We start from the raw sequence: 15,818 nt of genomic DNA, 5'->3' as shown, positions 1-15,818 counted from the left end.
GTCAGAGCCCGGTGACCCAGTTGCGCAGGAGCGCGTATCCGGCGTCGGCGGACTTCTCCGGGTGGAACTGGGCGGCCGACAGCGGCCCCCGCTCCACCACCGCGGCGAAGGGCGCGTCGTGGGCGGCCGTGGTCACCGTGGCACCGACGGCCTCCAGGGCGGCGAGGTCCGACGCCGCGTACGAATGCACGAAGTAGAAGCGGGTCTCCGCGGGCAGGCCCTCCAGCAGGACCGAGCCCTCCGGCGCCGTCACCGTGTTCCAGCCCATGTGCGGGATCCGCCGCGCGGCCAGCTTGGTCACGGCCCCGGGGAGCAGGCCCAGGCCCCGGGTCTCGACGCCGTGCTCGACACCGGTCTCGAAGAGGATCTGCATCCCGACGCAGATGCCGAGCACCGGGCGCCCGGAGGCCACCCGCCCGGCGATGACCGGTCCGGCGCCCAGCTTCTCGATGCCCGCCATGCAGGCCGCATACGCGCCGACACCAGGGACGACCAGGCCGTCCGCGCCCGCGGCGGCGTCGAGGTCGTCGGTCACGGTCACGTCCGCACCGGTACGCGCGACCGCCCGCTCCGCCGACCGCAGATTGCCCGACCCGTAGTCGAGAATCACGACGCTGGTCATGAGGAATCCCCCGGGAGGAGCCAGAGCACGCCGCCGGCCAGCGCGAGCAGGGCCAGTACGGCGACGAGACCGATGGAGAACTTGGTGGCGCCCTGCCGGGCCAGCGTGATCACGCCGCCGACGAGGATGCCGGCGACGGCGAGCAGCAGGATGGGCAGGACGCTCACAGCACGCCCTTCGTGGACGGCAGCGCACCGGCATTGCGCGGGTCGATCTCGACGGCCTCGCGCAGCGCCCGCGAGAACGCCTTGAACTGCGCCTCGACGACGTGGTGGGCGTCCGGCCGGCCGCCGTCGCGGGCCGCACGCAGCACGCTGACGTGCAGAGTCACCTTGGCCGCGTGGCCGAAGGACTCGAAGATGTGCCGGGTCATGCTCGTCGGGTAGACCGGTCCGATGTACGGCGCCAGCTCCGGCTCGTCGTGCACCACGTACGGCCGGCCGGACAGGTCCACCGCGGCCCGGCAGAGCACCTCGTCCATCGGGATGGTGGCGGAGCCGTACCGCCGGATCCCGGCCTTGTCGCCGAGCGCCCGGGCGAAGGCCTCGCCCAGGGCGATGGCCGTGTCCTCCATGGTGTGGTGCGCGTCGATCTCGAGGTCGCCCTCGGTGCGCACGGTGAGGTCGAAGCCGCCGTGCTTGGCGAGCTGGTGGAGCATGTGGTCGTAGAACCCGACGCCGGTGGAGAGGTCGCCCTGGCCGGTGCCGTCGAGGTCGATCTCGACGAGGACCTTGGTCTCCTTGGTGACGCGCTCGATGCGCGCGGTGCGGCTCACGGCAGAATCTCCTCGGCGGCGGTCAGGAAGGCGGAAGTCTCGGTCTCGGTGCCCGCGGTGACCCGCAGCCAGCCGGCCAGGCCGACGTCGCGGATCAGCACCCCGCGGTCGAGGAAGGCCTGCCAGGCGACTTTCTGGTCGCCGCCGGTGGCGAACAACACGAAGTTGGCGTCGCTGTCGGCCACCTCGGTCCCCCGGGCGCGCAGCGTCGCCACGATCCGGTCGCGCTGCTCCTTGATCGCCTCGACCGTGGCGAGCATGGCGTCCCGCTGCGACAACGCGGCCCGGGCTGCCGCCTGCGTCAGGCTCGACAGGTGGTAGGGCAGGCGGACCAGCTGCACGGCGTCGACGACGGCGGGGTCGGCGGCGAAGTAGCCCAGGCGCCCGCCGGCGAAGCCGAACGCCTTGCTCATCGTCCGGGTCACCACGAGTCGCGGGTGCCCCGGCAGCAGCACGAGCGCGCTGCGGGTGCCGGCGCGGGCGTACTCGTAGTAGGCCTCGTCGACCAGCACCATGCCCTTCGCCGCCGCCAGGACGGCGTCGATCACGGACGGGTCGAGAGCGGTCCCGGTCGGATTGTTGGGCGAGCAGAGGAAGATCAGGTCGGGCTGGTGCTCCTCGATCTGCGCGACCGCCGCGGCGGGGGTGAGCCCGAAGTCGGGGTCACGGAACGCCCCGACCCACCGGGTCCCCGTGCCGGCCGCCAGCAGCGGATGCATCGAGTAGGACGGGCCGAAGCCGAGAGCTGTGCGCCCCGGGCCACCGAACGCCTGCAGCAACTGCTGCTGCACCTCGTTCGAGCCGTTGGCGGCCCACACGTTGGCCGTGGTCATCCCGTGGCCCAGGTAGTCGGCCAGATCGGTGCGCAACGCGACGGCGTCCCGGTCCGGGTAACGATTGAGGCCGGCCAGCTCCACCTGCAGGGCCTTGCCCATCGCCTCGACCACGCCGTCGGGCACGGCGAACGCGTGCTCGTTGGTGTTCAGCCGCACGGCCACGTCGAGCTGTGGCGCGCCGTACGGGGACTTGCCCCGCAGGTCGTCGCGCAGCGGCAGGTCGTCGAGGGCCGTCATGAGGTGAACCTCGCCGTCACGGCCTGCCCGTGAGCCGGGAGGTCCTCGGCGTTGGCGAGCGCCACCACGTGCGGGGCGACGTCGCGCAGGGCGGCCTCGTCGTACTCCACGACGTGGATGCCGCGCAGGAACGACTGCACGGACAACCCGGACGAGTGCCGGGCGCAGCCCGCGGTGGGCAGCACGTGGTTCGAGCCGGCCGCGTAGTCGCCCAGCGACACCGGCGAGTACGCCCCCACGAAGATCGCGCCGGCGTTGCGCACCCGCATCGCCCACTCGCGCGCGTCCCGGGTCTGGATCTCGAGGTGCTCGGCCGCGTACGCGTCCACGACCGCCAGGCCCTGCGTCAGGTCGTCGACCAGCACCACGCCGGACTGCGTGCCGCCCAGCGCCTCGCGGACCCGGGCTTCGTGCTTGGTGGCGGGCACCTGGACGGCGAGCTGCGCGTCGACCGCGTCGGCCAGCGCGGGCGAGTCGGTGACGAGCACGCTGGCGGCGAGCGGGTCGTGCTCGGCCTGGCTGATCAGGTCGGCGGCGACGTGCACCGGCGAGGCGCTGTCGTCGGCCAGGATGGCGATCTCGGTGGGACCGGCCTCGGCGTCGATGCCGACCGTGCCCTGCAGCAGCCGCTTGGCGGCGGTCACCCAGATATTGCCCGGCCCGGTGATGACGTCCACCGGCGCGCAGCGGTCGGCCTCGTCGGCGCCGTCGGCGCCGTAGCCGAGCATGGCGATCGCCTGGGCGCCGCCGGCGGCATAGACCTCGTCGACGCCGAGCAGGGCGCAGGCGGCGAGCACGCGGGCGTCGGGCAGGCCGCCGTTGTCCTGCTGCGGCGGGCTGGCCACCACCAGGGAGGCGACGCCGGCCGCCTGCGCGGGCACGACGTTCATCACCACGGTGGACGGATAGACCGCCAGGCCACCGGGGACGTAGAGGCCGACGCGGGACACCGGCACCCACCGCTCGGTGACGCTGCCACCGGGCACGACCTGGGTGGTGACGTCGGTGCGGCGCTGGTCGGCGTGGACCTTGCGGGCGCGCTCGATGGCGACCAGCAGGGCCGCGCGCACGTCCGGGTCGAGGGACTCGGCGGCCGCGGCGATCGCCTCGGCCGGCACGCGCAGGCGCTCGATGCGTACGCCGTCGAAGCGTTCGGTGGCCTCCCGGATCGCGTGGAAACCATGCTCCCGGACCGCCGCCACGACGGGACGGATCTTCTCGACGGCCTGCGACACGTCGAGCTGGGCACGGGGCAGCAGACCGCGCGGGTCCCGGCGGGAGCCGCGCAGGTCGATCCGGTTCAGCACGCCGCCAAGTCTAGGCCGCGGGCCGTTTCTCCCCCGGGCGCCGTACCAGGCAGTGGGAACCACCACTTTGTGGCTTTTGCCGATCGCCGGGCAAAGATCACCGTCCCGGGAGGCGCGCGGACGGCGACCATGCCGATACGCTCGCACCGTGGGCGCGATTCTCCCGGTCTTCCCGCTGGGCACGGTGCTCTTCCCCGGCCTGGTGCTGCCCCTGCACATCTTCGAGGAGCGATACCGCACCCTGGTGCGCGACCTGGTCGCCACGACCACCGACGAGCCGCACGAGTTCGGCGTGGTGACGCTGCGGCACGGATCGGAGGTCCTGTCCGGCGAGGGCGACGACGAGCGCCCCGACGGGCCGCCGGTCGCCGTGGAGCAGCTCTACGACGTCGGCTGCACCGCAGAGCTGCGGCAGGTCACCGAGCTGCCGGACGGCCGCTTCGACATCGTCACGGTCGGGCGGCGGCGGTTCCGGGTGCTGAGCATCGCCGCGGACACCCTTCCGTACCTGACCGCCGAGGTGGAGTGGCTGCCCGACGAGGAGCCGGACGACCCGACCGCGCGCCTGCTGGCCCCGCGGGTGCTGGCAGCCTTCCGGACGTACCTGGACCTGCTGCGGCCCGACTCGGAGGTGCTCGACCAGGTGCCGGACGATCCGACCGTGCTGTCCCACCTGGTCGCGGCGACGGCGCAGCTGACCATCGACGAGCGGCAGGAGCTGCTCGCCGCACCGGACACGGCCGTCCGGCTACGCAGCGAGCTGCGCCTGCTCAACCGCGAGGCGGGTCTGCTGGCCAGGGTGCGGGCGGTGCCGGTGCCGCTGTCGGATCTGGCACGGCCGGTAAGCCCGAACTGACCGGGCCCTCCGCGCCGGAGGAGGGGGCGCCACCCGCGCCGAGATCATGGCCGTAGCCGGGTTTCGCGCCCGGCCGGTCCAGCTCCGGATCGTTGGACCAGCCGGCGAGCAGCGTCGTGGCGATGACGGCGGCGAACGCGGCGACCAGCAGCGCGCCGTGCGCGTGCAGGTCCGGCGGCCGGCTGAAGGAGTCGCCCGGGGCCGAGCTCGCCTGCCAGTCGTGCCAGGCGCCGAGCCCGATCCTGCGCCCGATGGCCCACGTCGTCACCGAGGACGCCAGGCCGCCGAGGGTCACCCCGAGCAGCACCGCCGGGCCGCGGTCGCGGCGCAGCACCAGCCAGGCGACGATGGCGGCGAGCAGGCCGAAGCCGAACCCGATGAGGGTGAACCAGCCGTCGGCGGCGATGTACTCCTCCGGCGAGGGGTCGCTGACCACGATGCCGTTCTGGCCCGCGTTGACCACCGGCACCGACGGCGCCAGCCAGGACCACAGCAGCCCGAGCGGCCCGCCGGCCAAAGCCATGGCCACGGTGATCAGCGCGGCGACGGCCACGCTGCGGCGCACGGACCGCTGGGACCGCGGCGGCTCCCAGGGCGAGAACTCCGGTGGCGGACCGTACGGGAAAACGGGTTCCTGTCCCGTCATCAGGCGACCGCCGAGGGGCCGAGGATCATCTTCAGGTCGGCGCGCAACGCGGGCGTCGGCGCGACCTTGAACCCGCCCAGGCGCATGACCGTCTTGCGGCTGCCGTTGAGCAGGTGGACGTGCACCTCGCTGTCGCCCGGGTGGCTGACCAGGATCTCCTTGAGCTCGGAGACCAGCGGCGGGGTGCACCGCGTGATCGGCATGGTGAGCGTGATCGGCTTGGAGTCCGGGTTGTGGCTGACGTCCGGCATCGACATGTCCATCGCCATGATGCGCGGGGTGTCGTCACGGCGGTCGACCCGCCCCTTGACCACCACGATCGCGTCCTCGGCGATGTACTGGCCGATCACCTCGTACGTGTTCGGGAAGAACAGCGTCTCGACGCCGCCGGCGAGATCCTCGAGGGTGGCCGACGCCCAGGCGCGGCCCTGCTTGGTGATCCGCCGCTGGACCCCGGTGAGGATGCCGGCGAGCGTGACGACCTGACCGTCGGGGACCGAGCCCTCCTCGTTGAGCGCGGCGATCGTGGTGTCGGCGGCGTTCGCGAGCACCTGCTCCAGGCCGGCGAGGGGGTGGTCGGAGACGTAGAGGCCGAGCATCTCGCGCTCGAAGGCGAGCTTGTCGCGCTTGTCCCACTCGCCGTCGGTGATCGGCGGCATGGCCACCGTCGCCGAGCTGCCCCCCGCCTCGTCGCCGAACGCGCCGAACAGGTCGAACTGGCCCGCGGCCTCGTTGCGCTTGACGTCGGCGTACGCGTCGATCGCCTCGGCGTGCACCGCGAGCAGACCCTTGCGGCTGTGCCCCATCGAGTCGAAGGCGCCGGCCTTGATCAGGGATTCGATGGTCTTCTTGTTGCAGACGACCGCGTCCACCTTGGAGAGGAAGTCGTAGAAGTCCTGATACTTCCCCTTCTCGTCGCGGCAGCGGGCGACCGCCTCCACCACGTTGTGCCCGACGTTGCGGATCGCGGCGAGTCCGAACCGGATGTCCCGGCCGACCGGGGTGAACGGTCCGGCGGACTCGTTGACGTCGGGCGGCAGGACGTGGATGCCCATGCGCCGGCACTCGGCCAGGTACATCGCCATCTTGTCCTTGTCGTCGCCGACACTCGTCAGCAGCCCGGCCATGTACTCCGCCGGGTAGTGCGCCTTGAGATACGCCGTCCAGTACGACACCAGGCCGTACGCGGCCGAGTGGGCCTTGTTGAACGCGTAGCCGGCGAACGGCACCAGGACGTCCCACACCGCCTGGATGGCCTCGTCGCTGTAGCCGTGCTCACGGCAGCCGTCGCGGAAGGGGATGAACTCCTTGTCGAGGATCTCCTTCTTCTTCTTGCCCATCGCCCGCCGCAGCAGGTCGGCCTGGCCGAGGCTGTATCCGGCGAGGATCTGCGCCGCGCGCTGCACCTGCTCCTGGTAGACGATCAGGCCGTAGGTCGGCTCGAGGATCTCCCGCAGCGGTTCTTCCAGCTCCGGGTGGATCGGCGTGATGTCCTGCAGCTTGTTCTTGCGCAGTGCGTAGTTGGTGTGCGACTCGACACCCATCGGGCCGGGCCGGTAGAGCGCCAGGACCGCGGAGATGTCCTCGAAGTTGTCCGGCTTCATGAGACGCAGCAGCGACCGCATCGGGCCGCCGTCCAGCTGGAAGACGCCCAGCGTGTCGCCGCGGGCCAGGAGCTCGTAGGCGGGCTTGTCGTCCAGCGGCAGCGCCAGCAGGTCCAGTCCCTTGCCGTGATTGAGCTCGATGTTCTTCACGGCGTCGTCGATGATCGTCAGGTTCCGCAGGCCGAGGAAGTCCATCTTCAACAGGCCGAGCGTCTCGCAGGTCGGGTAGTCGAACTGCGTGATGATCACGCCGTCGGTGGCGCGGCGCATGAGCGGGATGTGGTCGATGATCGGCTCGGCGCTCATGATGACGCCGGCGGCGTGCACACCGGTCTGTCGGATCAGGCCCTCGATCCCGCGCGCGGTGTCGATCACCTTCTTGACGTCGGGGTCCTGCTCGTACAGCGCCCGGACCTCACCGGCCTCGCTGTACCGCTTGTGGTCCTTGTCGAAGATGCCGGACAGGGGGATGCCCTTGCCCATCACATCGGGCGGCAGCGCCTTGGTGATCCGGTCACCCACCGCGAACGGATAGCCGAGGACCCGGGCGGAGTCCTTGATCGCGGCCTTCGCCTTGATCGTTCCGAACGTCGCGATCTGGGCGACCTTGTCCTCGCCCCACTTGTCGGTGACGTAGCGGATGACCTCGCCGCGCCGGCGCTCGTCGAAGTCGATGTCCACATCCGGCATCGAGACGCGCTCGGGGTTGAGGAACCGCTCGAAGATCAGGCCGTGCGGCAGCGGGTCCAGGTCGGTGATGCCCATCGCGTACGCGATCAGCGAACCGGCCGCCGAACCACGGCCCGGCCCCACCGCGATGCCGTTGCGCTTGGACCACTGGATGAAGTCCGCGACCACGAGGAAGTACGACGGGAAGCCCATCTGGATGATGACCCCGAGCTCGTACTCGGCCTGCTTGATGTGCGTCTCCGGGATGCCGCCGGGGAACCGCCGCTTGAGCCCCTCGAACGCCTCGTGGCGGAACCACGACTCCTCGGTGTGGCCCTCGGGGACCGGGAACCGGGGCATCAGGTTCTTGAACGTGAACATGCCCTCGGTGTCGACCTTCTCGGCCACCAGGAGGGTGTTGCGGCAGCCCTCGAGCCAGGCGTCCGAGGAGTCGACCGCGCGCATCTGGTCGGCGGACTTGATGAAGTAGCCGCCGCCGTCGAAGCGGAACCGGTTGGGGTCCGCGATGTTGCTGCCGGTCTGCACGCACAGCAGCACGTCGTGCGCCTCGGCCTGGGCCTCGTGGGTGTAATGCGAGTCGTTGGTGACCAGCGGCGGGATGCCGAGCCGGCGGCTGATGTCGAGCAGCCCGTCGCGGACCCGGTTCTCGATCTCGAGGCCGTGGTCCATGATCTCGAGGAAGTAGTTGTCCTTGCCGAAGATCTCCTGGTACTGCGCGGCGGTCTGGTACGCCTCGTCGTACTGCCCCAGGCGCAGCCGGGTCTGCACGGCGCCGGACGGGCAGCCCGTCGTCGCCATGATGCCCTCGGCGTGCTCGGCGATGATGTCCATGTCCATGCGCGGCCACTTCACGTAGTGGCCCTCCATGGACGCCCGGCTGCTGAGCCGGAACAGGTTCTTCAGCCCCTGGGCGTTGCGCGCCCACATCGTCTTGTGGGTGATCGCGCCGTTACCCGAGATGTCGTCGGACTTCTGCTCCGGGCGGCCCCACTTCACGCGCGCCTTGTGCAGCCGCGACTCGGGGGCCACGTACGCCTCGATGCCGATCACCGGCGTGATGCCGGCCGCGGTCGCCTGCGTGTAGAAGTCGTACGCCCCGTGCATGTTGCCGTGGTCGGTGATGGCCACGGCCGGCATGCCGAGCCGGTCGGCCTCGGCGAACAGATCCTTCAACCGGGCGGCTCCGTCGAGCATCGAATACTCGGTGTGCACGTGGAGGTGCACGAACGAGTCAGACACCCAGGGCCCCCTTACTCCCGCGGCGGATCCGGCTTTGAGAGCCTAGTCCTTCGGCCGCGGCAGGCGGCACACGCGACACCGGCTATTCGACGAATGGCTCGATCATCACAGCGGCGGCGCGCAGCCACGCCTGCCTGGTCTCCGGCTGGAGCACCGAATACTCGATCGAGGAGCCCACCTCGAGCGCCGGGTCGTACGGGACGACGGCCACCCCGCGGGTCCGGGTGGCGAAGTGCTTGGCGAGGTCGTCGAGCAGCGGCAGCTTGCCGGGCGACGGGCAGGAGATCAGCGTCACGGCGTTGGCGACGAGATCCTCCATCCCGGTCTCATTGAGCACGTCCAGCATCCAGTCGGCGGTGAACGCGGCGTCCTCGCGCGGGACGGTCGTGATGACGAGCTGGTCGGCGCTGCGCATGACCGTCTGCCAGTTGACGCTCTCGACGTTGTTGCCGGTGTCCACGCAGATCACGTCATGCGTACGCCGGAGCAGGTCCATGACCCGGCGCACGGTGCTCTGATCCAGCCGCTGGGCGAAGCGCGGATTCTCCTCGCCGGCCAGCACGTCGTACGACCCGTCGGACGCGTGCCGCAGATAGCCGTCGAAATACTGCATCAGGTCGTTGCCGTGCATGTTCTCGATCTCGAGCAGGTCGCTGACCAGGTGCCGGATCGTACGGGCGTGCCGGGCGCTGCCGGCCCGCAGGCCGAGCGTGCCGCGCAGCTCGTTGTCGTCCCAGGCCAGCACGCCGCGGCCGCGGACGCTGCCGATGGTGGCGGCCGCGAGCACGGTCGCGGTGGTCTTGTGCACCCCGCCCTTGGGATTGGCGAAGGCGAGCACCCGCGGCTTGCCCATCTTGCGGCGCAGGATCCCGGCGGCCCGGTCCTCCGGCTCGGGCCGGGTCTGACGCCACTCGATGCGGGCCGGCGCGGGCGAGGTCGGCGCCGGCGCTGCGGGGGGAGGCTGCGACGGGGTCATCAGCGGCGGCGGGGCCGACACCGGCCGTGGAGCCGGCGGCGGGACCGAAACCGGCCGCGGGACCGGCGGCGGGGCTGAAACCGGCCGTGGGACCGGCGGCGGGGCCGAAACCGGCCGCGGGGCGGTCACCGGCGGCGGGGCGGGGGCGGCCGGCGGGGGCAGCACGGATGCCGAGCCGACCGAGGCGGCGCCCCGGCCGGGCGGGATCGTCGGGTCGTGGGTGACGCGCCCGATCGAGGGGGGCACCGCGCGGGTGGCGGGGTTGAAGAAGCTGTGCGGCTCGGCGTCGGGGCGGGCCTGGAAGCCCTCGCCGATCCGCGACTGGCGGCGCGCCTCCAGCGGGTTGACCGGGCGCGGGTCCGGCGGCCGGAGATCCGCCGGCGGCGGGAGCGGCTCGCTCGCGCCGAGCCGTTCGCCGAGGGTGGCGCGGCCGGGACGCCGGTCGAGCGGATTGACCGGCGGCAGCCGCGGCGGCTCGGGCTGGCCGTAGCCGTTGGTGCCCGCCTGCTCACGCTGACGCGGGTCCAGCGGGTTGTACGGCCGGCCGACGGGACGGCTGGGCAGTGGTGTCGCGCCCGCCGCGCGGCGGGATTCGGCCTCCCGTTCCTGCTGCTCGGCCTCGTCGGCCTCGTCGGCCGCGCGGGACGCGTGCCGGGCACGGTCGAGCAGCGCCCGCCATCGCGGGGCTGGTTCCGCAGGCCGGCCCCAGCCGGTCTCGGTCCCGTCCACGGCTCGTCCTCCCAGCGCCTACTCGATCTCGGCGGGCGTCGTCGCCCTGCAACAGGCTACGGACGCCCACCCTATTCGGGCCACACCTGGCATCCGCAAATGCGCGCTCAGTTGATCACCCAGTGGCACAACGCTCACGCACGTGCATCCACTCGTCCATACGGCTCCCGAGGCCGTTCTGGTCGATGCCGACGGGAAAATTAACGCCTGGAGGCGCCCCGGGATGCTCCCGTGGCCGAGGACGGCACGTCAGGACCGGGGGAAGCGGGCGAGTCAGAGGGTACGGCAGCGCTCTCCTCCGGTGCCGTGGCTGAGGGTCCGGGCTCCCGTGCAGACCCGGCGGATGAGGTCGGCGTCACACCGGCCCGGGATGAGGGTAGTGGGGCGGGGTCGGCGGGGGCAACAGTGACGGGCTGCGATGGCACGGGCGACACGGAGGCGTCGTCGTCCGGGACGGTCGTGGTCTGTTCGGGCAGGACCGGCCGGAATTCCGTACGGTCGAGCCGCCGCACCTCCGGGGCCGGGTCGACCACGCGTACCTCGGCGCGTCCGGCGATCCGCTGGAGCACCGCGGGGTCGGCCCGGACCACCGCGGCGAAGACGCAGGCGCAGTGGGCCCGGTAGGCGGCGGCCTCCGCGGCGGCGGTCTGTGCGGCGCTGTCGTACGCCCGCCGCAGCCTGATCTCGTTGACCCCGTCGCCCTCCAGCTCCGCGCTGAGCTTGCGGTAGTCGGCCTGCTCCTGGTCCCGGGCCAGCGCGGCGTTCAGCATCCCGCCGACGACGTCCTGCGGCATCCGGTAGACCGGGATCCGCACCACCGGGGTGCGGACGTTCGGCAGCGGCGCCCGGGCGTACACCTCGGCCACCGCCGCGCCCTCGAGCGGCGCGGCCAGCTTGTCCGGCGCGTAGTACGACGCCAGGCTCACCAGCGCCCAGGTCTGCCCGGCCGCCGGCGATCCCGATGCCGGCAGGAGCGCGGCGAGCTCGTTCTGGCTGGAACGCAGGTAACCGGACACCGACTGGCCCTCGACCACACCGACCCGCACGACGTCCCCGGCCGGGCTCTGCCCGTCGGGACCGCGGTCGGTGATCAGCACGACGGTGACCAGCAGCGCCGCGACCGAGGCCAGAGTCAGCCCGGTCAGCAGCAGCCGGAGCGGCCCCGAGCCGGCGCGCAGCAGGGTGCGCGCCGCCGGTGGCATCAGCCGGTCCCCGGGCCTCATGCGAGACTCCCCCTCGCCGCGATGTGGTCAGGTCGCGTCGCGGAGCACGTCCAGTGCGTACCCCAAGTCGTCAGGGTAGTCGCTGACGAACCGGACCTCGTCGTGCGTCCGGGGGTGGATGAAGCCGAGTTCGCGGGCGTGCAGCCACTGCCGGCCCAGCTGGAGGCGCGCGGCGAGGGTCGGGTCGGCGCCGTACGTGAGGTCCCCCACGCACGGGTGCCGCATCGCCGAGAAGTGCACCCGGATCTGATGGGTACGCCCCGTCTCGAGCTTCACGTCGACCAGGCTGGCCGAGCGGAACGCCTCGAGCGTGTCGTAGTGGGTGACGCTCGGCTTGCCGCCGGACATGACCGCGTACTTGTAGTCGGCGGTAGGGTGCCGGTCGATCGGCGCGTCGATCGTGCCGCGCAGGGGGTCGAGGTGGCCCTGGACCACCGCGTGGTAGCGCTTGTCCACCTCGCGCTCCTTGAAGGCCCGCTTGAGCACGCTGTAGGCCACCTCGCTCTTGGCGACCACCATGAGCCCGGTCGTGCCCACGTCGAGGCGGTGCACGACGCCCTGGCGCTCCGCGGCTCCGCTGGTGGCGACGTTCTGCCCCATCGCGGCCAGCCCGCCGACGACGGTCGGGCCGGTCCAGCCGGGACTCGGGTGCGCCGCCACACCGACCGGCTTGTCGACCACCACGATGTCGTCGTCGCTGTAGACGATCTTCATGCCGTGCACCGGCTCGGCCACGACCGCCGGCGCGGTGACCGGCGCGGGCAGCGTTACCTCCAGCCAGGCGCCGGCACTGACCTTGTCGGACTTCGGCCGCGGGATCCCGTCGACCAGGGCGTCGCCGGCCTCCACGAGCGTCGCGGCCGCCGTGCGCGACAGCCCGAAGAGACGCGACACGGCCTGATCGAGGCGCATTCCGTCAAGACCGTCCGGTACGGGCAGAGAACGCGCCGTCATGCTGCTGACTTCTCCCTGGTCTTCGTGGTCCGTGAACCATCCCGCTGACGTCCCGTGAGCTCGAGGAGGACGGCCAGCACCACCCCGACGCTCAGGCAGCTGTCCGCGACGTTGAAGACCGCGAAGTACTCCCCGTACGGCCCGAAGAGGCTGATCATGTCCACGACGTGCCCCTGGAACACACCGGGCGCGCGGAACAGCCGATCGCCGAGGTTGCCGAGGGCCCCGCCGAGCACCAGCCCGAGCGCCACCGCCCACGGCACCGAGCGCAGCCTCGTGGTCATCCAGCCGATCCAGCCGATCACGGCCAGCGTGACGAGCGGGAACACCCACGTGTATCCGCTGCCCAGGCTGAAGGCGGCCCCGCTGTTGCGCAGCAGGGAGAGGTAGACCAGGCCGCCCAGGATGCGGACCGGCTCGCCCTCGGTCAGCCCGTTGGTGGACAGCTCCTTGGTGAGCTGGTCGAGCAGCACGGCGACCACCGCGGTGAGCCCCAGGACCACCACTGCCCGGCGCGCGAACCCGGACCGGGCCGGCCCGGCCCCGGGGGCGTCGCCCGCTGCCTCGTCGGCGTTCAGCGTCGTTCCTCCAACTGCTTGCAGGCCACACAGCGGGTCGCGACCGGGAACGCCGCCAGCCGCTCGACCGGGATGGCGTTGCCGCATCGCTCGCACCAACCGTAGTTGCCCTCGCCCAGCCGCTCGAGGGCGCGCTCCACCTGATTGATGCGCTCCAGCAGGTTGTTCGCCAGAGTGATCTCCTGCTCGCGCTCGAACGTCTTCGTGCCGGTGTCCGCCTGGTCGTCGCCCGCGGAGTCGGCGAGCCGCTCACGCTGCAGCTCGGTGATCTCGGTGAGCGACTGGTCGTACTCGGCCTGCAGCTCGTCACGGCGTTCGACGAGCGCGACGCGGATCTTCTCGGTCTCCGCCGCGCTGCGGGACCGCTCGGGCGCAGCCTTCTCGGTTGCCTTGGCCATCGTCGCTCCCCTGAGCCGCGCCCGGCGCGGCGAAATCGGCGGTGTCGGTCGGGCAGGTCGCGGCCGCCCACCGCCCCTGCCCCTTTGGTCACGCCCCCGCGCGACCGGTGCACAGCCCCCAAGTGCACAAACGGCGCGGCTCATTCCCGCCGCGCACCCCGGAGGCTCGCAAGAATACACGGCGTACCCGCAGGTGCCCTCGTAACGTGACGTCGGCGCAGGTCAGCGCTGGTCGACGCCGTCCTCGCCGAACCACCGGGCCAGCCGTCCCCGGCGGCTCACGGCCCGCATCCGGCGCTCGGCGACGTCGCGGACGTCCGCGGTGGCCACGATCAGGAGGCTGTCCCCCGTGCGCAAACGGGTGTCCGGTCCCGGCACGAAGCCGGCGCCGTCGCGGACGACCAGCGTGACGCTGGCCCCGACCGGCAGGCGCAACTCGTCGATGTGCACCCCGGCGAGCCGCGACCCCGGCGCCACGTCGATCTGCAGCAGGTCGGCGCGCATGCGTTCGAGCGGCGCCGTCTCCACGTGGATCTCGGCGGCCTCGGCCGGCGCGGTGATCCCGAGCCGGCGCGCGGCCGGAGCCAGCGTCCCCGCCTGCACCAGCGTGAAGATGATGACGAGCACGAACACCGCGTCGAAGAGCCTGTCCGCGCCCGGGGTAGCGCGCGACAGGGGGATGGTCGCCAGCACGATCGGTACGGCGCCCCGTAGCCCGGCCCAGGAGAGAAACGCCTGCCCGCGCCAGCCCAGCCGGCGCGAACCGCGCGCGGCGAGGGCCGAGACCCACACCGACAGCGGCCGGGCGAACAGCACCAGCGCACCGCCGACAACCAGTGCCGGCACCAGCGCACCGGGCAGCTCGTCCGGCGAGACGAGCAGCCCGAGCAGCACGAACAGCCCGATCTGCGCCAGCCAGGCGAGCCCGTCGGCGAACCCCAGAATGGCCCGGCGGTGCGGCAGCCGCGCATTGCCCAGCACCACGCCGGCCGCGTACACGGCGAGGAAACCCGAGGCATGGCTGACGGCGCCGGCCGCGTACGCGAGCACAGTCAACCCCACGGCGGCGATCGGATACAGCCCGGCGGAAGGCAGCGCGGCGTGCCGCAGCAACCACCGGCCCACCACCCCCACGGTGATCCCGATCGCTGCGCCGGCGGCCAGCTCGTACGTGACGACCAGCAGCTCGTACCACCACGGATGGGCGAAAGCAGCGGTCGACAGCAGCACGACGAGCAACACGACCGGGGCATCGTTCATGCCGGACTCAGCCTCGAGCGTCGCCACGAGCCGCGGCGGCAGCCGGAGCCGCCGCAACGTGGCGAAGACCGCCGCCGCGTCGGTCGAGGACAGCACCGAGCCGTAGAGCAGGGCGAGCCGCCAGTCGAGCCCGAGCACGAAATGCACGACGGCGCCGACGACCGCGACGCTGACCGCCACCCCCAGCGTGGCCAGAATCGCGGACAACCCCAGCACGGGCCGCAGGGTGGTCCAGCGCGCGGTCAGCCCACCCTCAGCGATGATCATGATCAGGGCGCAGAACCCGAGGGTACGGGTGAGCTCCGCATCGTCGAACCGGATCCCGAGCCCCGACTCCCCCAGCCCCATGCCGATGAGCAGATAGACGAGCAGACTCGGTACGCCCACCCGGGTCGACACCCGGACCGCGGCGACGGCGATGAGCAGGACGGCCGCCCCGACCAGCAGCGCGACGTCCAGCCCGGCGGTCACGGCAACCCGTCGCGGAGCTCCGCGAGCCGCCCCGCGGCGTCACCGGCGACGGTGAACACCTTGTCGCGGCTGGTCGCGCCCACCTTGAGCGTCACGGCGGCCGGCCGTACGCCCAGCGCCGCGGCGAGCGCCCGCCGCACCGCCTCGGTGGCCTTGCCGTCGACGGCGGGAGCCCCGACGGCGACGACGAGCGCGGGGCCGTGCGGCCCGTCGTAGCGGCCGCCGACCCGATCGCGGCCGGCACCGGGCCGGACCCGCACAGCGACGGAGCACTCAGCCGGCGCACTCCCGGCTCCCGGACCGCCCGCACCGGCGGATCCGGCCCGGTTCGCGGATCCGGGCCGGTCGGAGGGCACGCGACGGTTGGCCATGCCCCATTGTGCCGATCTTCATCCCGTCGCCGAAGCGGGGTCGCCC

General features: G+C 72.2%; 15 protein-coding genes. 1 reads left to right on the top strand and 14 read right to left on the bottom strand.

Annotated features, from left to right (window positions below; translation table 11 throughout):
- Window position 1 precedes the first annotated feature (1 nt).
- Genes hisH through hisD form a run of 5 tightly spaced genes read right to left on the bottom strand, consistent with a single transcriptional unit; the run spans window position 2 to window position 3,777 of the window.
- On the bottom strand, window positions 2–622 hold the full coding sequence (gene hisH, locus ACIBO8_RS07755) for an imidazole glycerol phosphate synthase subunit HisH (RefSeq protein ID WP_396114326.1): 621 nt from the start codon (window positions 620–622) through the stop codon (window positions 2–4).
- Window positions 619–789, bottom strand: coding sequence for a hypothetical protein (locus tag ACIBO8_RS07750; RefSeq protein ID WP_396114325.1), 171 nt, complete (start codon window positions 787–789; stop codon window positions 619–621). The genes hisH and ACIBO8_RS07750 overlap by 4 nt, the downstream gene beginning before the upstream one ends.
- Complete coding sequence (hisB, locus tag ACIBO8_RS07745) at window positions 786–1,397, bottom strand: imidazoleglycerol-phosphate dehydratase HisB (protein WP_396114324.1); 612 nt, start codon at window positions 1,395–1,397, stop codon at window positions 786–788. The genes ACIBO8_RS07750 and hisB overlap by 4 nt, the downstream gene beginning before the upstream one ends.
- Entirely contained in the window at window positions 1,394–2,470 is a 1,077-nt protein-coding gene (locus ACIBO8_RS07740) for a histidinol-phosphate transaminase (protein WP_396114323.1), read from the bottom strand. Before ACIBO8_RS07740 ends, hisB begins: the two co-directional genes overlap by 4 nt.
- On the bottom strand, window positions 2,467–3,777 hold the full coding sequence (gene hisD, locus ACIBO8_RS07735) for a histidinol dehydrogenase (RefSeq protein ID WP_396114322.1): 1,311 nt from the start codon (window positions 3,775–3,777) through the stop codon (window positions 2,467–2,469). The genes ACIBO8_RS07740 and hisD overlap by 4 nt, the downstream gene beginning before the upstream one ends.
- A gap of 148 nt (window positions 3,778–3,925) precedes the next feature.
- Between hisD and ACIBO8_RS07730 the strand changes: the two genes are divergently transcribed.
- Window positions 3,926–4,633 (top strand): LON peptidase substrate-binding domain-containing protein, encoded by a 708-nt coding sequence (locus ACIBO8_RS07730; RefSeq protein WP_396114321.1) that lies wholly within the window; start codon window positions 3,926–3,928, stop codon window positions 4,631–4,633.
- Here the strand turns inward: ACIBO8_RS07730 and ACIBO8_RS07725 are convergent.
- The 9 genes from ACIBO8_RS07725 to ACIBO8_RS07685 all read right to left on the bottom strand — a co-directional run bounded on the left by ACIBO8_RS07725 (window position 4,548) and on the right by ACIBO8_RS07685 (window position 15,772).
- Window positions 4,548–5,279, bottom strand: coding sequence for a hypothetical protein (locus ACIBO8_RS07725; protein WP_396114320.1), 732 nt, complete (start codon window positions 5,277–5,279; stop codon window positions 4,548–4,550). The genes ACIBO8_RS07730 and ACIBO8_RS07725 overlap by 86 nt on opposite strands.
- Window positions 5,279–8,812, bottom strand: coding sequence for a DNA polymerase III subunit alpha (dnaE, locus tag ACIBO8_RS07720; RefSeq protein WP_396114319.1), 3,534 nt, complete (start codon window positions 8,810–8,812; stop codon window positions 5,279–5,281). The genes ACIBO8_RS07725 and dnaE overlap by 1 nt, the downstream gene beginning before the upstream one ends.
- Before the next feature lie 82 nt (window positions 8,813–8,894).
- Window positions 8,895–10,517, bottom strand: coding sequence for a MinD/ParA family protein (locus ACIBO8_RS07715; RefSeq protein ID WP_396114318.1), 1,623 nt, complete (start codon window positions 10,515–10,517; stop codon window positions 8,895–8,897).
- Between the two features lie 200 nt (window positions 10,518–10,717).
- A complete protein-coding gene (locus tag ACIBO8_RS07710; RefSeq protein ID WP_396114317.1) occupies window positions 10,718–11,740 on the bottom strand; it encodes a hypothetical protein in 1,023 nt (340 codons plus the stop codon).
- Between the two features lie 27 nt (window positions 11,741–11,767).
- Window positions 11,768–12,694, bottom strand: coding sequence for an RluA family pseudouridine synthase (locus tag ACIBO8_RS07705; protein ID WP_396114316.1), 927 nt, complete (start codon window positions 12,692–12,694; stop codon window positions 11,768–11,770).
- The gene (gene lspA / locus ACIBO8_RS07700; RefSeq protein WP_396114315.1) at window positions 12,691–13,359 is read right to left on the bottom strand and encodes a signal peptidase II; all 669 of its coding nucleotides are present in this window, start codon (window positions 13,357–13,359) and stop codon (window positions 12,691–12,693) included. Before lspA ends, ACIBO8_RS07705 begins: the two co-directional genes overlap by 4 nt.
- On the bottom strand, window positions 13,269–13,670 hold the full coding sequence (locus ACIBO8_RS07695; protein ID WP_396114314.1) for a TraR/DksA family transcriptional regulator: 402 nt from the start codon (window positions 13,668–13,670) through the stop codon (window positions 13,269–13,271). Before ACIBO8_RS07695 ends, lspA begins: the two co-directional genes overlap by 91 nt.
- 222 nt (window positions 13,671–13,892) lie before the next feature.
- Window positions 13,893–15,401, bottom strand: coding sequence for a potassium/proton antiporter (locus ACIBO8_RS07690; protein ID WP_396114313.1), 1,509 nt, complete (start codon window positions 15,399–15,401; stop codon window positions 13,893–13,895).
- Window positions 15,398–15,772 carry a DUF167 domain-containing protein gene (locus ACIBO8_RS07685; protein WP_396114312.1) on the bottom strand — a complete coding sequence of 125 codons (375 nt, stop codon included), beginning with the start codon at window positions 15,770–15,772 and terminating at the stop codon, window positions 15,398–15,400. Before ACIBO8_RS07685 ends, ACIBO8_RS07690 begins: the two co-directional genes overlap by 4 nt.
- Window positions 15,773–15,818 lie beyond the last annotated feature (46 nt).

The organism is Actinoplanes sp. NPDC049681, from assembly GCF_044465265.1.
In the GTDB taxonomy this organism is placed as follows: domain Bacteria; phylum Actinomycetota; class Actinomycetes; order Mycobacteriales; family Micromonosporaceae; genus Actinoplanes.
The sequence above is the reverse complement of the archived record's forward strand: the minus strand, read 5'-3'. Positions and strand labels throughout refer to the sequence as shown.